We start from the raw sequence: 13,717 nt of genomic DNA, 5'->3' as shown, positions 1-13,717 counted from the left end.
CTACCCCCTTTCCAACGCCGCCGATATCAACGCATCCGCGCGCGCGTATCCAGATTCGAGATCAGCTTCAAGGTCCTGAATCCGGTCAAATCCAGTGCTGCGGCATAGAAATGCGCCTCCACCCTCGCCAATTTCCTCAGCCTCGATCCCACGCCCTGACAGCAACCGCGCCGCAGTTTGTACAGACCAACATAGATCATAGGTTTCTTTCAGAGTTCGAACTTCTGCGACATCCAGCCAGTCAACTGCGACTGCTGCATCAAGTCCCGAGTGCACATCCCGCGCAGGATTGCCTGCCAAAAGGCTCCCGGTTTGCGCAATCAATTCGATGTCCAGCATCCGGCCAGGTCCGGTCTTGGCATCCAATACACCCGTGGGGTGTTTTGCAGCGGCAAGGCGCGCCCTCATATCGCTGACCTCTGTCATTATTTTGTTGCGGTTTCGAGGGGTTTGCAAAACCTCGCGACGGAAATTTTCAATGTCTTCTTGCAAACCCTTTTCGCCTGTAACAGCCCGGGCACGGGTCAAAGCCAGATGTTCCCATACCCAGGCCTCGTTTGTCTGGTAGTTGGTAAAGCTTCCCCAACTGGTCGCAACCGGTCCCTGACTGCCCGAGGGGCGCAATCGCATGTCCACCTCGTAGAGCCGCCCCTGGGCCATCGGTGCCGTCAGCGCCGTAATCAACGCCTGAGTAAAGCGGGCAAAGTACGGCCGTGTCGCCAAGGGACGAGGACCATCAGACATGTCGTCGTCCATCGGATCATAGATCACAATCAGGTCCAGATCAGACATCGAATTCAGTCGCTCAGCACCCAATGACCCCATTCCAAGCACGGCAACGCCTCGTCCCGGTGCCGGACCATGTTTTGCTGCGAACTGCTTTTGTACCACCGGCAGGATTGCCGCGATCACGGCATTGGCCAGCTCGGCGTAATGTTGACCGGCGAGCTCGGCTCCTATGAGGCCACGTAAATGGTGGACGCCAACACGGAAATGCCATTCCTTGGTCCAACGCCGCGCCATGTCCAGTTGCCGCTCATAGTCGGTCTCAGCCTCAAGAGCCTCGGTCAGTTCCGCTTGTAACGCCCCCTGCCCTGGCCAATCGTCAAAGAACGAGCCCCCGATAACGGCGTCGAATACCGAAGAGTTGCGCGACAGGTGCTCGGCCAAGGCATGAGAAGTTCCGACAATATCCACCAACAGGTCGATTAGTTGTGGGTTGGCCTCGAACAAGGAAAACAGCTGCACACCAGCAGGCAAGCCAGCAAGAAACCCGTCAAGCGCCACAAGCGCCTCTTCCGGCTTAGCCGTTCGGGCAAGTCGCGTGAGCAGTTCCGGTTTGAGACGCTCGAATATCTGCGCCCCCGTGCCGATCTCAAGGCGGGATAAGTTGTCCATCGTGAGATGATGTCAGTGTCAAACTCAACCGGTGCGGCTTCGGCAGCTGGATTTGGTGCAGCATCGGGAGCAAAGAACCCCTCTGTCAGGTCGTGCACTTCGGTCAGCCTCTCCTTCAGGTCACCCTGCAACCTGTCGACATCAACATCCATCAAACAGGCGATGCGCCGAATTCCATCATCGGATTTGGGCATTTTGTGTGTTTGGGCGTCATGGATCATCTGAATCCGGTGCTCTACATCCCGGTGGGCCCGGTAATGGTTGGTCAGGCGTTCAGCCACATCAGTTGGAATCCAGCCCTTGGAGGCCAAACCAGCCAAACCCGGAACTGTGCCCCTAACGCGCAGATCCCGGTCGCGCCCGCCAGCGATCAATTGGCGAGTCTGGGTGAAAAACTCGATCTCTCTGATACCGCCCCGACCCAGCTTCATATCATGGCCCGGAACCGTGATTGGCCCGCCTGTGCCCTTGTTTTCACGAATACGCAGACGCATGTCATGTGCGTCCTGAATGGCGGCAAAGTCCAGGTGCCTCCGCCACACGAACGGTGTGAGTGTCTTCAGAAAACGCTCGCCTGCGGCGATGTCACCTGCACAGGCACGCGCCTTGATATACGCCGCCCTTTCCCAGGTTCTGCCCAAGCTTTCATAGTATCGCTCGGCGGCCTCGGTCGCCAGGCAAACAGGTGTTACTGCCGGATCAGGGCGCAATCGCAAATCGGTGCGGAACACGTAACCTTCTGCAGTTCGATCACTTAGAGCCGCGCAAAAGTTCCGTGTGGCCCGGACCATCCCCTGCCGGACATCATAGAAGTCGTCCGGGTCATAGCGTGTCTCGTCAAACAACACGATCAGGTCGATGTCAGAACTGTAATTCAGCTCATATGCGCCCATCTTTCCCATAGCCAGAATAATCAATCCCCCGGCGTCTTGGACGTCGTCCTCGGTTTGCCCCGGCAACTTTTTCCGACGGATCAGATTGGCAATCTCTCCTTTGGCGGCAACATCTGCCGCCAGCGCACCAAAATCAGTCAGAACTCTTGTGACCTGCTCCAGCGACCAACCTCCTGACAAATCGGCAAGTGCAGTGAGCAGAGCAATCCGGCGCTTTGCCTGTCTCAGTCCTGGCTTGATCTGATCAAAGGGCAACATGCGACACGCATCAAAAACACCGTTAGCAGACTGTTCCGGATCGTCCAGCGCCTGTGCTACCCACTCCGCCTCATGTTCGAGAAGTTCCTTCAAGTAAGGACTTGTTGCGGCGGTTCCGCTGATCAAATCGGTGCGTTCGCCAGCCAGAGAGGGAAATTTGGACAGGATTTCGTCTCCAAGGGACGGATCAAATGCTCGGGGTACGCGGGTGATTTGCAATGCTCTTGTCATAAAAGCAGGGTGTGCATTCCGGGTCGCTAAGGTCAATGCGTCTTGTTTTTCTATTTGGGCACCCAGAAATGAGCAAAATGTAAAAAACATTTACATCACCTCTTGCATACGAAGGTACAGCCCCCATCTATCACAATGTGAAAGGCATTCACATAAACCTTGATCTGGAGAGACTGACAATGACTTCAATGACCGAACCCGTTGCCCCCCGTCCAATCCGGGCTGGCTGCATCGCACCGAAGCCTGGCTTGATAGCAAAGGCAAAGGCGCCTGGATCGCTGCTATGGTCCTTGGCTTTGTCTTTTTCTGGCCCATTGGCCTTGCCCTTCTGTTCTACATGATCTGGAGTGACCGAATGTTCAGCAAATCCTGCAGCCGCCATCGCAAGTCGTGGAAACGCCATGGTATGAACGCCATGCGTTCAACCGGAAACACCGCCTTTGACTCGTACAAGGCCGACACCCTGGCCCGCCTGGAACAGGAACAGGTCGATTTCGAAGCTTTCCTAGAGCGTCTTCGCGAAGCCAAGGATAAATCCGAATTCGATCAGTTCATGGACGACCGTGCCCGTGACGCTGCAAACCTTGACGACGACAAAAAAGACGACGCAGCCTGATCCTCAGGATTTTCCCAGCGACCCTCGCCCAACAGGGTGAGGGTCATGGTACCTCCTCTAAACCTAGTCGTGAGCAAAATGACACACCTCCCCCATCCCGACCACCAGCCCGAGTTTTATGAAACCGTGGCCATGAAACGACTGTTTGCCTGGATATTGGACAGTTGCGTTATTCTGGCTCTGAGTGTGGTTGCCGTTCTCATGACCGCATTTGTCGGGCTTTTTGTCTGGCCATTGTTGTATCTGATCATCGGATTTGCCTATCGGGTTGCGACAATTTCCAGTGGCTCGGCAACGTGGGGCATGCGCTTTGTCGGGATCGAATTGCGTGACGCCCGTGGCGCTCGCCTGGATGGAGGCCTCGCCCTTGCCCATACCGCAGGCTATACCGTCTCGATGGCCCTGCCTGTCCTGCAAATCATCTCAGTAATCATGATGCTGACAAGTGCACGTGCTCAGGGGTTGACCGACAGTATGATTGGCACTGTGGCCTTGAACCGTCGCGCTGTCGCCTGAGCAGTACATACCTGCAATGTCTTCGGCAGCAAGGGTCCAAGCCCAATCTGACCGAAGCCCCCCGCCCGCCTTCGATATTCCTGACGAAACTCCTTCTCCCGTAGGGCAAGCAGGACAGGCAGCCCAAGGGCTTTGCATTCGCCACTTGGCGGCCTCAAGATCGGTTGCTATCATTCTTTGAACCCGCGAGCCGCCTGTAAGAGTTTTTAATGCGCCATACGCTGCCGATTGTACCTCAGTTTTATGTGACGGCCCCGCAGCCCTGTCCGTATCTCGAAGATCGCATGGAGCGAAAACTGTTCACTGCGCTTCAGGGTGAGGGCGCGGATCAGCTGAACAATGCCCTGTCACGACAGGGGTTCAGGCGCTCGCAGAACGTTTTGTACCGCCCTTCATGTGCTGATTGCTCGGCTTGCTTGTCTGCACGGATCAAAGTCAGCGATTTTGCAGCCAACAAAAGTCAACGGCGCACTCTCAAACGTAACGCTCACCTTGGGCGCAGAGCGACATCTCCCTGGGCCACGGACGAGCAATACGAATTGTTTCGTCGCTACCTGGATAGGCGGCATGCGGACGGCGGCATGGCCGACATGGATGTGTTCGAATTTGCGGCAATGATCGAAGAGACCCCGATCCGCAGCAGGGTCATCGAATACAGTGAACGTGAAACCGACGCTCTGGCAGCAGTCAGTTTGACAGACGTACTCGAAGACGGGTTGAGCATGGTGTATTCGTTCTACGAGCCGGAATTCCGGTCGCATTCTCTCGGCACGTACATGATCCTGGATCATATCGAAATCGCAAGGGAAGCTGATTTGCCCTATGTTTATCTGGGGTATTGGGTGCCAGGCAGCCCCAAAATGGGGTACAAGGCCCGGTTCTCAGGCTTAGAGATCTATATCAATGGGGAATGGCAGACAATGACCGACCCTGATGACTACAAAGCTGCTTCACACCCTCTGTCAACCGACCCGATCGCTGAACAGGTCGCCAATATTCAATTGCCGGACCGCCGCGCCACCTGAGGTCCCGCCGATCTCAAAAAACCGGTTGGGTGCAAAACTCATCCGGTTGACCTATTGCGCGACACAGATCGCCAGCAAGCTCCTGAAACACCATGAGGCCGCACCAACTATGTCGCAGCATCTTTTTGCCGTCACCCTTGTGGTGCCAGACTATGATCAAGCCCTCAACTTCTACGTAGAAAAGTTGGGGTTCACTCTTAATCAGGATGAAAACCTGGGCGGAGGGAAACGCTGGGTCCGTGTTTCTCCACAAGGAGAAGGAAACTGTTCTCTTATTCTGGCCAAGGCCGATGGGCCGGAACAATCTGCGGCCGTAGGTAAGCAAACCGGCGGGCGAGTAGGGTTTTTCCTGGCAACGACCAACTTTGCCTCGGATCATGCGAAGATGATCGAACAAGGCATAGAATTCGAAGAGGTGCCGAGATCTGAACCCTATGGGATGGTTGCGGTATGGAAAGATCCATTTGGGAACCGCTGGGATCTAATCCAATTTTCATGATGCAATTCTATTCATGAAATGCCCCGATACTGCGGCTGTATGGTTAGCCAGCTCAAACCCACAAGTTGCCCTCGAAGCCAAGCGGTCGGCATTTCCCTGTAAAAGCAACATGAAACACTTTAGCTTCATCCCAAAGTGGAGGATCGGATGCCTGGAATCACAACACTCGAAGTTTACAAGTCTGACCTCGCCAAAACACGTACTTCGTACGCCGAACTGCCGACCGAACTGGACGGCAAGGTTCTAGTCCGTGTGTCACGCTTTGGATTGACGGCCAACAATGTCACCTATGGCGTCGTTGGCGACCGAATTGGTTACTGGCAGTTTTTTCCCACCTCCGACCCTTCCTTTGGAGTTATTCCGGTTTGGGGCATCGGCTATGTCGAACACAGCGGAGTAGACGGGATTTCAGTCGGGGAGAGGCTCTATGGGTATTGGCCCATGAGCAGCCATGCTCTGCTAGAACCGAAGCGGGTAGATGACATGGTGTTTTTTGACGGCTCGGACCATCGCTCCAAGCTCGCTGCCGTTTATAATCGCTATTTGCGCCTTTCGAATGATCCAAACGATGACCCTGGAACCGATGACATGCGCATGGTGCTCTGGCCGCTTTATGCGACATCCTTCTGCCTTTACGACTTTGCACTCGCGGGTGAATGGTACGGTGCTGAACAAGTGCTGATCGTGTCTGCCTCGTCTAAGACCGGGATCGGTACAGGCTATGCTTTTCGAGCTGATCCGAACGCGCCCAAGATTGTTGGCCTGACGTCGACTGGAAACAAGGCCAAAGTTGACGCGCTGAACCTCTATGACCAGGTACTCACCTATGATCAGATCGAGACTGGGGTGAACAATGTTCCCACTCTGATCATCGATATGTCCGGTTCTGGTCCAGTGATCTCGCGACTGCATCAACATCTGGGCGACAACATGCGTTTCACCAGCCACGTCGGCCTGACCCATCATTCCGACGCGGGCATGGGCGACGGTTATATTCGCGACCGGTCCGAGATGTTCTTTGCCCCCGGTCACATTGCCAAACGCAAGGCCGACTGGGGTCCTGGCGAGTTCGAACGCCGCTCGGGCGTGTTCTGGACACAAGCGATGCACAAAAGCTCTGCCTGGCTGGAGATCACTCACGCCCAGGGAGCCGATCAAGCCCTATCTGCGTATCAAGACGTGCTTGCCGGAAAAACCCCGCCTAATCGCGCCTGGACCGTGTCCCTGAGCGGATGAGGCCCGTCACAGGTGCCCTTCGGACAGTACAATGGTTCTTGGGTCTTTGATCCCGCGGAAAGGGTAAGACCCTTCAAATTCAAAGTCCTGGAAACTGACCTCGGCGACCCGATCATGGCCAAGACGGTTCAACACGACATGTTGCGTGGCGGCCGAGGACAGCTCTCCGACAACCAGGCCGTAGCCCTTGGCCTTGGCAATCTCGTGCACCCGGGCGCGCATCGCCTGATAGATGCCGCCGCCTGAATTCTCGGGCAGGACAGCGCCCATATCAACCAGAATGGCCTGACCCCGCGATAGGTTTCTTTTGGTTTGGTACTGGTGTTCCAAGGTCGCTGTCAGAGCAACAAGCGGGGCCATCACAGGGTACGCCCTGACATTGCCCGTTGGTTGATCTGCAAAGTCGGTGACAATCATGCACCCGACAACTGCGCCGGATTGTGTGTCGAGTGCGATCACGGACAGCCGCTGTTCGACCATGTCCCGAAACCCGGGCCAGAGGTAAGCGCGGTAATCCTCCAGCCGCACACCAAGCGCCTTGTGCAATGTGCTGGCTTGGGAAAAGACCTCCGTTGCCAGCAGGAACGCATCACGCTGATGGGCGGGGTTCAATGGTTGAATTTCGATACTTTTGGTTTGCTGTTGAATTCGGCTCGTGCCCCGTTAGTTGATGGCCGCAAGAATCTCCGGCAATTCATTCGCCAGATTTGCACCAGGGCACAACGTGCTGGCAAATGTTCCGTGATGCCCGATGTGGTCGGTGGAAATGCCATGCGTGTCGGACAGCTCTTGGATCAGCTGGGTCAAGGCGTGAATTTGAGCGTCATTCGGCGTTTCAATCTCAAAGTTGCCCTCGACGACCACGGCAATATGACCTGTCGGATCATAGTTTGTATTGGTGTCACCGACAAAATCAAGCGCCCGCCCCTCGCCCACACGGCCCGTGGCATCGACATAGAAATGATACGGGACGTCAGCCCACGCCTGTTTTGTCCGCCCATCCGCAAGTTTGGCATTGCTTTGCGAAAACGCCTGAAGCGAACGAAGCTTTTGTTCCATAGTTTGGGTTTGCCGTTGGGGCGTGGCGGTGTGATGAATGGTAATTCGATCCGGCACCTGCCGCGACATTTCGAACAGAGGCGGCTTTGCCCCCCATTCGCCGCGCTTCACGATATCCAACGCCGCAACAGGGCTTGCCACGACCAACACTGCAAGGGTCAGGGCAAGCCGCAACTCAGTTGCCTTTTTTGACATAGGCATCGGGGACGTGGCGTTTGACTGTGTCCAACTGCGCAAAGGCCGAGGCCCGGCTGCTGGACGCGACCACCACCGAATACAGCCCGTTGCGAAGTTTGGAATAGTCATCAGTGCTGATCAAACGCGCGTCAATTCCGTTGCTTTGCAGAGATTGCAGCAATTCCTTTGCCTGATTTCCGGCGGCATGCGGGTAAGATCCGGCGATGACGAACCAATCCCCACTTACAGACCCGGATGTGGGCGCGTTGGTGACAACCGGCGTCTGGATGACCTGCCCCCCGGTGGCATCGCGCCAACCCACGGCCACGGCCTCAAGCCTTGCACTTCTGGGTGGGTGCGTGTCGCTCCCTTCTGCCGAAAGCTGACGGAACAGCCATTGTGCCTCTTGCAGAGATCCGCCCAGTTTTCCGACGGCAAAGCCTGCGAATTTATCTGCCTCCAGCTCGGTCGGAGGGCGGCTTCCGCCAGCTTCAAGAGTGTGCCCATTAAGGTGATGAGCGATTTCATGGCTCAGAAGTGCAACGGCAGCCCAACGGTTGTTCGAAATGCTGTTCTGAATCCAATCCTCGCTGTAGACGATCAACCGCTCTTCGCCGTCGATCACCGCAGCCGCATTCGGCACGTTGGCCGCGTAAATCCGGAACCGCGGAACAAGCCCCACGGTCGACAGGATCTGTGCCACCATATCCTCGGCCTGCTGGCTGGAGGAAAACGAATAGATCTGATCCTCGAACACCTCGTCCGGGGCAAAGGAACACAGATGATCCTGGCCATGCAGGTGAAGTCGTGTCTGTGCCATGGACTGCGTCCCCAGCATCCCAAGAAACAAGATTGAGATGGCGCGCAAATACGTCTTTGTCATGCGTTTTCCTTTACTTGGCCGTCATGAACCGATGAAGGATCGCCGGTCTCCCAAGCAAGTAAAAGTCACTTCTGCGTTCACTTCAACGATTCGAAGGGGTGGGCTATGTGCCGCGACTGAAGCGCCCAAATGTTGTCCACCAAGCATTACGGTCACGGTTTATTACTGACGGCCTTCCCCAAAAAAAACGCCCCACCAACAAATTGGCGGGACGTTTCTATTTCATCAGTCTCTGGCGCTGCGAGCCAATTGCATGGCCCTTGACCAGTGATCCGTCATCAGTTGGGGATCAGGTCCGGGACAATCGTCACGATGCTGGGGAAGGTCCAGAGGATCGCAAGCCCCGCCACCTGGATCAGCACAAATGGCAGGATCCCGCGGTAGATGTGCCCTGTCGTGACCTCTTTGGGTGCTACGCCTCGCAGGTAGAACAACGCAAAGCCAAAGGGTGGCGTCAGGAACGAGGTTTGCAGGTTCACCGCCACCATGATCGTGACCCACTTCGGGTCAAACGACCCGCCATAGATCACCGGGCCCACAATCGGGATCACGATGTAGATGATCTCCAGGAAGTCGAGCACGAACCCCAGAATGAAGAGCACCAGCATCACGATCAGGAAGACCGTGAACTCGTTGTCGAAACTCTTCAGGAATTGCTGGATGTAGTGCTCACCACCAAAGGAGATGACCACCAGGTTGAGCAGCTGAGAGCCGATCAAGATGGTGAACACCATAGATGTAACCTTGGCAGTCTCGCGAACCACTGGTGTCAGAACCCCGCCGCCGTACAGAACCCAGCAGGCAAAGATCAAACCGAACAGCGCATAAAGGTACGCCGCATAGGCAACAAAGAACGCGATCCAGGTTTCAACACTCACACCGTCCTGATTGATCCGCAGGTCAAAGTTCACACCCACCAGGATACAGATCAGGATCGCGAAGGTGGACATGATGATCACCTTGCCCGAACGCCCGTCGTCCTGCAGCTTGCGATAGGCCGCCAGCATGATGGCCCCGCCTGCCCCAAGCGCCGCAGCCGGTGTCGGGTTGGTGATGCCGCCCAGGATCGAACCCAGAACCGCGATGATCAGAACCAGCGGTGGGAAGACCACCCGGATCAGCTCATTCTTGGTGGCGCGAATTGCGGCCTCTTTACAGCCATAGAGCGTGATGACCGCAGGAATGGCCAACATCACCGCCATCACGCCCGAAGACGTGGTGGGTTTCACAAAGAGGATGTCCACCAGCACCATCAGCAACAGGCCAATGGTCCCCACGATCAGTGGCTTGGTGTCCTTGGACGGCGCGATGCCGCGACCCAGGATCAGGGTCAGACCCAAAAGCACCGCCAGAACCGCCAGCCCCGAACCGATTGGCGCGGCTGCGTCGATCTTAGCCTGACGGGACTCGGCGATCTGTTCGTCGCTCAGGCGTTCGCTTTGCGTGACGCCTCCTTCATCGTTGATCGCTTGTTGCTCGGTCAGAGCGGCATCCCATGCCTCTTGCCCATGCAGTTCGATCATCGACGCCTGACATTCAGGACCAACGTTAGTGCGCAAGCTGGCGCCTTCGCCAATGTCCGAGAACGCCGACACGGTGATGTCCTGCGAACCAATTAGACCCACGCTGCCCAAAAGGAACGCGCCGCCAACCAGACCGATGGGTGCCGCCAGGAACCACAGCAGGCCCTCGTTGCGCGTGATCGGTTCGTTGTTGGAACTGCCCAAGGCCACCGCAGGCGCCTTGTCCGGGTTCAGCATCGCATAGCCGAAGGCATAAAGCGCATAGAGCAGCGCCAGCATGATCCCCGGCAGCAGCGCCGCCTGAAACAGCGTACCGACAGAAACAACCGCAGGCTTGCCAAGGTAGGTCAATGCGTCGGTACAACCCGCTGCAACCGCGCGACTCTCCTGCGCGGCGGAATAGAGGTCACCCGCCAAAGTGCCCAGCAGAACGATCACGATCGAGGGCGGAATGATCTGCCCCAGCGTGCCCGATGCCGCGATAACACCGGTTGCCAGCTCGGGCGAATACCCGTTGCGCAACATCGTCGGCAACGCCAGCAGGCCCATGGTCACCACGGTTGCGCCAACGATACCGGTCGACGCCGCCAGGAACGCACCCACAACAACAATCGACACCGCCAGACCGCCGGGCAGCGGGCCAAAGACGCGCGCCATGGTGGTCAGCAAGTCGTCAGCGATCTTGGACCGTTCCAGCGTGATGCCCATCAGAACGAACATCAGAACCGCCAGCAGGGTTTCAATCGACTGCCCCGCCAGAACACGCTCGTTGATGCGGTTCACGATGAACGAAACGTTGCGGTCCATCGCAACTTCCCAGCCCTTGGGGAAAACCGCTTCGGCCACCCTTGGCAATTCCGGATATCGGAAGACCGAGATCGAGTCCGGTTTGACGCCGGAATTGACCAGATCGCGATAGACCGTGGACGAGGTGTCGATTGCCTGGTGGATCAGCAGCCCCGCGCTGTCGAGCGCGGCGATGATACCAAAGGAAATGATCCCGGCACCACCGATGGCAAAAGCCACCGGAAAGCCGGATAGAATGCCCCCGAAGAGGCAGAAGAAAACAATAATGAGGCCGATTTCGACGCCATCAAGACCGAATAGCATAGCTCAGGTTCCTATTCTCAATGAGCGCCTTCATAGGCTTCTTCACCCTCTCCAAGGCTGTCCTTGTCGAGGTATTTGTTTTCGCTGCCTTCGCCTTCTACGAACTCAAGATACGAGCGGTAGAAGAAAGCAATCGCGTGGATGAAGACCAGACCGGCAAAAGCCACCAGAAGGATCTTGAAGATGAAGTAGGCGGTGAACCCGTTGGGCGAAAAGCCAATGGTTTCCACGTTCCACCGCATCGCACGCGATTTCAGCAGCAAGCGGTCCAGCGTGTCACTGGCCGATGGTTTCGGCACGATCAGGTGGCGCCACATGAAGTACCAACCATACATCCAGATCAGCACGGCCGTGGGGATCATGAAGAAAACCGAGCCAAACATGTCGATGACCTTCTTGGTGCGGAACCGCACCGCCGAATAGATCAAGTCAACGCGCACATGCCCGCCCTGCACAAAGGTATATGTCACACAAAGAGCGACCACCAAGGCATTGTAAAGTTTAAGTTCTTCAGCATACCAGCTGATGTCGTACTGCAACGGGACACCAAACCCGAACACGATGTCGGGACGGGTGAAAATCCGCTGCATGAAGACGATGATGATCTGTTGCAGCACCATCAGCAGACCGGCCCAGGCAAAGAAGCGACCAACCGTGTTGGCGAACCCTTCCAGGACGCGCACGCAACCCCACATGAATTGGTTGCGGATCATACCGATGATGGTGATCACCAGGACAATAACAAAAACGGCAAAGAAGAACTCCACCGATCCCCCGTAATAGACGAAGCGCATGACTGCTTCCTTGTTGGACCAGTCCAGCCACATCGACGGGTTCGCGATGGCGTATCCAATGTTCAAAAATGCTTCGGCCAAGTTTTGCAGCGTCCACAGCAACCCATTCCATAGGGCGCCGAACGCCGAGCCGATGCTCGCAGTACTCTCTTCCTGCATGGTGTCCCCCAGTGTATTCCCCGTGACCCGTCTTTGGGGTCTGCTCAGGCAGTGCCGGGTGCACTGCAAAAGAGGCCCCGCATCGGGGCCTCTTTCGTTTCAAATAGTGGCTTAGCCGCCCAGAACGCGAACGCGCTGCTGAACGTAGTAACCGTCCGACTTGTTGATCCAGGACGCCGAGTTCGCCAGCGACTCTTCGAACGAACCACGGATCTTTGCAAAGATCTCGTCGCCCATGTTCTCGTCCATGACCTCTGCCGACGCCTGGCCGAATGCATCCCAAACATCGTCCGAGAATTGCAGGGTCTTGACGCCTTGCGCCTGCAGACGGGCCAGCGCGGCACCGTTGTTGGCCAGGGTTTCCGACAGCTGATAGTGTGTCACGGCCATCGACGCGTTGCGCAGGATTGCCTGGTGCTGCGGTGTCAGGTCGTTCCAGACGTCCAGGTTGACCGAAGCCGCCAGAGCCGAACCCGGCTCGTGGAAGCCCGCAGTGTAGTAGACCTTGGCAACTTCCTGGAAGCTGGCGCGTTCGTCTGCCATCGGGCCAACCCACTCCAGACCGTCCAGAGCACCCGACGACAGCGCCTGATACAGTTCGCCACCGGGGATGTTCTGCACGGATGCGCCCAGTTTACCCAGAACCTTGCCACCCAGACCCGGCATACGGAACTTCAGACCGTTGAAGTCAGCGGCCGAGTTGATTTCCTTGCGGAACCAACCACCGGACTGCGAGCCCGAGTTACCGGCCAGCAGGCCTTTCAGGTTAAAGATCTCACCCAGTTCATCGTGCAGCTCTTCGCCGCCGCCATGGTAGTACCAGTTGGTGACTTCCTGAGCGGTGCCGCCGAACGGAACGGCGGTGAAATAGGCGTAACCCGGGTGCTGACCGATGAAATAGTAGTCGGCCGAGTGGTACATGTCCGCCTGGCCCGACGATACGGCGTCGAACACTTCCAGCGCGCCCACCAGCTCGCCCGGTGCTTTCTTGTCGATGGTCAGCTGACCGTCAGACATGGCGCCAACCATTTCGACCATATAGCTGGCCGCATCATCCAGAACCGCAAAGCCGCGGGGCCAGGACTGAACCATGGTCAGGGTCCGCTTACCTTGGGCATAGGCCGGTGCTGCCAGAGTGGTGGCGGCTGCGGCGCTTCCGCCTAGTGCGGATGTTTTCAAAAAAGAACGGCGATCCATCAGAGACATTCCTCCCAAAATTGTACATTGCCCGAGCCCCCTCATGAAAGGCACGGACGGATCGTTTCCAGTGTGGCCAAGCCTAGCGACCCTCACTTTGATGTGAATACCTACTACTGCGTAGAAAGCCGGATTTTTTGCTT

General features: G+C 56.6%; 10 protein-coding genes and 2 pseudogenes. 5 read left to right on the top strand and 7 right to left on the bottom strand.

What is annotated here, in order from left to right; translation table 11 throughout:
• Positions 1–2,780: pseudogene (locus ACZ1HE_RS09735) on the bottom strand ([protein-PII] uridylyltransferase family protein).
• Positions 2,781–2,959: 179 nt separating this feature from the next.
• Here ACZ1HE_RS09735 and ACZ1HE_RS09730 point away from each other — a divergent pair.
• The 5 genes and pseudogenes from ACZ1HE_RS09730 (at position 2,960) to ACZ1HE_RS09710 (ending at position 6,672) form a co-directional block, all read left to right on the top strand.
• A pseudogene (locus tag ACZ1HE_RS09730) lies at positions 2,960–3,396 on the top strand (DUF2852 domain-containing protein).
• A gap of 78 nt (positions 3,397–3,474) precedes the next feature.
• Entirely contained in the window at positions 3,475–3,912 is a 438-nt protein-coding gene (locus ACZ1HE_RS09725) for an RDD family protein (RefSeq protein WP_472620574.1), read from the top strand.
• 209 nt (positions 3,913–4,121) lie between these two features.
• Positions 4,122–4,937, top strand: coding sequence for an arginyltransferase (locus ACZ1HE_RS09720; protein ID WP_472620573.1), 816 nt, complete (start codon positions 4,122–4,124; stop codon positions 4,935–4,937).
• A 109-nt stretch (positions 4,938–5,046) separates the two neighbouring features.
• On the top strand, positions 5,047–5,436 hold the full coding sequence (locus ACZ1HE_RS09715) for a VOC family protein (RefSeq protein WP_472624425.1): 390 nt from the start codon (positions 5,047–5,049) through the stop codon (positions 5,434–5,436).
• 147 nt (positions 5,437–5,583) lie between these two features.
• Entirely contained in the window at positions 5,584–6,672 is a 1,089-nt protein-coding gene (locus tag ACZ1HE_RS09710) for a DUF2855 family protein (protein ID WP_472620572.1), read from the top strand.
• A gap of 6 nt (positions 6,673–6,678) precedes the next feature.
• On the opposite strand, the gene ACZ1HE_RS09705 is transcribed toward ACZ1HE_RS09710, so the two are convergent.
• The 6 genes from ACZ1HE_RS09705 to ACZ1HE_RS09680 all read right to left on the bottom strand — a co-directional run bounded on the left by ACZ1HE_RS09705 (position 6,679) and on the right by ACZ1HE_RS09680 (position 13,574).
• On the bottom strand, positions 6,679–7,284 hold the full coding sequence (locus ACZ1HE_RS09705; protein WP_472620571.1) for a hypothetical protein: 606 nt from the start codon (positions 7,282–7,284) through the stop codon (positions 6,679–6,681).
• A gap of 51 nt (positions 7,285–7,335) precedes the next feature.
• Positions 7,336–7,932 carry a peptidoglycan recognition protein family protein gene (locus ACZ1HE_RS09700; RefSeq protein ID WP_472620570.1) on the bottom strand — a complete coding sequence of 199 codons (597 nt, stop codon included), beginning with the start codon at positions 7,930–7,932 and terminating at the stop codon, positions 7,336–7,338.
• Entirely contained in the window at positions 7,907–8,791 is an 885-nt protein-coding gene (locus ACZ1HE_RS09695; RefSeq protein ID WP_472620569.1) for a M48 family metalloprotease, read from the bottom strand. The genes ACZ1HE_RS09700 and ACZ1HE_RS09695 overlap by 26 nt, the downstream gene beginning before the upstream one ends.
• A gap of 278 nt (positions 8,792–9,069) precedes the next feature.
• The gene (locus ACZ1HE_RS09690) at positions 9,070–11,424 is read right to left on the bottom strand and encodes a TRAP transporter large permease (protein WP_472620568.1); all 2,355 of its coding nucleotides are present in this window, start codon (positions 11,422–11,424) and stop codon (positions 9,070–9,072) included.
• Between the two features lie 17 nt (positions 11,425–11,441).
• Positions 11,442–12,377, bottom strand: coding sequence for a TRAP transporter small permease subunit (locus tag ACZ1HE_RS09685; protein WP_472620567.1), 936 nt, complete (start codon positions 12,375–12,377; stop codon positions 11,442–11,444).
• A 111-nt stretch (positions 12,378–12,488) separates the two neighbouring features.
• Positions 12,489–13,574: a TRAP transporter substrate-binding protein gene (locus ACZ1HE_RS09680; protein ID WP_472620566.1), complete on the bottom strand. Its 1,086-nt coding sequence runs from the start codon at positions 13,572–13,574 to the stop codon at positions 12,489–12,491.
• Between the last annotated feature and the right edge of the window lie 143 nt (positions 13,575–13,717).

Source organism: Falsiruegeria sp. JB4-1 (assembly GCF_055693495.1).
This window is presented reverse-complemented; position numbering and strand designations above follow the sequence as displayed.

What these genes read in the sequence shown, in the direction of transcription:
- ACZ1HE_RS09680 (WP_472620566.1), bottom strand. Translation starts at nt 13,574, where the DNA reads ATGGATCGCCGTTCTTTTTTGAAAACATCCGCACTAGGCGGAAGCGCC.
- ACZ1HE_RS09710 (WP_472620572.1), top strand. Translation starts at nt 5,584, where the DNA reads ATGCCTGGAATCACAACACTCGAAGTTTACAAGTCTGACCTCGCCAAA.
- ACZ1HE_RS09690 (WP_472620568.1), bottom strand. Translation starts at nt 11,424, where the DNA reads ATGCTATTCGGTCTTGATGGCGTCGAAATCGGCCTCATTATTGTTTTC.
- ACZ1HE_RS09715 (WP_472624425.1), top strand. Translation starts at nt 5,047, where the DNA reads ATGTCGCAGCATCTTTTTGCCGTCACCCTTGTGGTGCCAGACTATGAT.
- ACZ1HE_RS09685 (WP_472620567.1), bottom strand. Translation starts at nt 12,377, where the DNA reads ATGCAGGAAGAGAGTACTGCGAGCATCGGCTCGGCGTTCGGCGCCCTA.
- ACZ1HE_RS09695 (WP_472620569.1), bottom strand. Translation starts at nt 8,791, where the DNA reads ATGACAAAGACGTATTTGCGCGCCATCTCAATCTTGTTTCTTGGGATG.
- ACZ1HE_RS09700 (WP_472620570.1), bottom strand. Translation starts at nt 7,932, where the DNA reads ATGCCTATGTCAAAAAAGGCAACTGAGTTGCGGCTTGCCCTGACCCTT.
- ACZ1HE_RS09720 (WP_472620573.1), top strand. Translation starts at nt 4,122, where the DNA reads ATGCGCCATACGCTGCCGATTGTACCTCAGTTTTATGTGACGGCCCCG.
- ACZ1HE_RS09725 (WP_472620574.1), top strand. Translation starts at nt 3,475, where the DNA reads ATGACACACCTCCCCCATCCCGACCACCAGCCCGAGTTTTATGAAACC.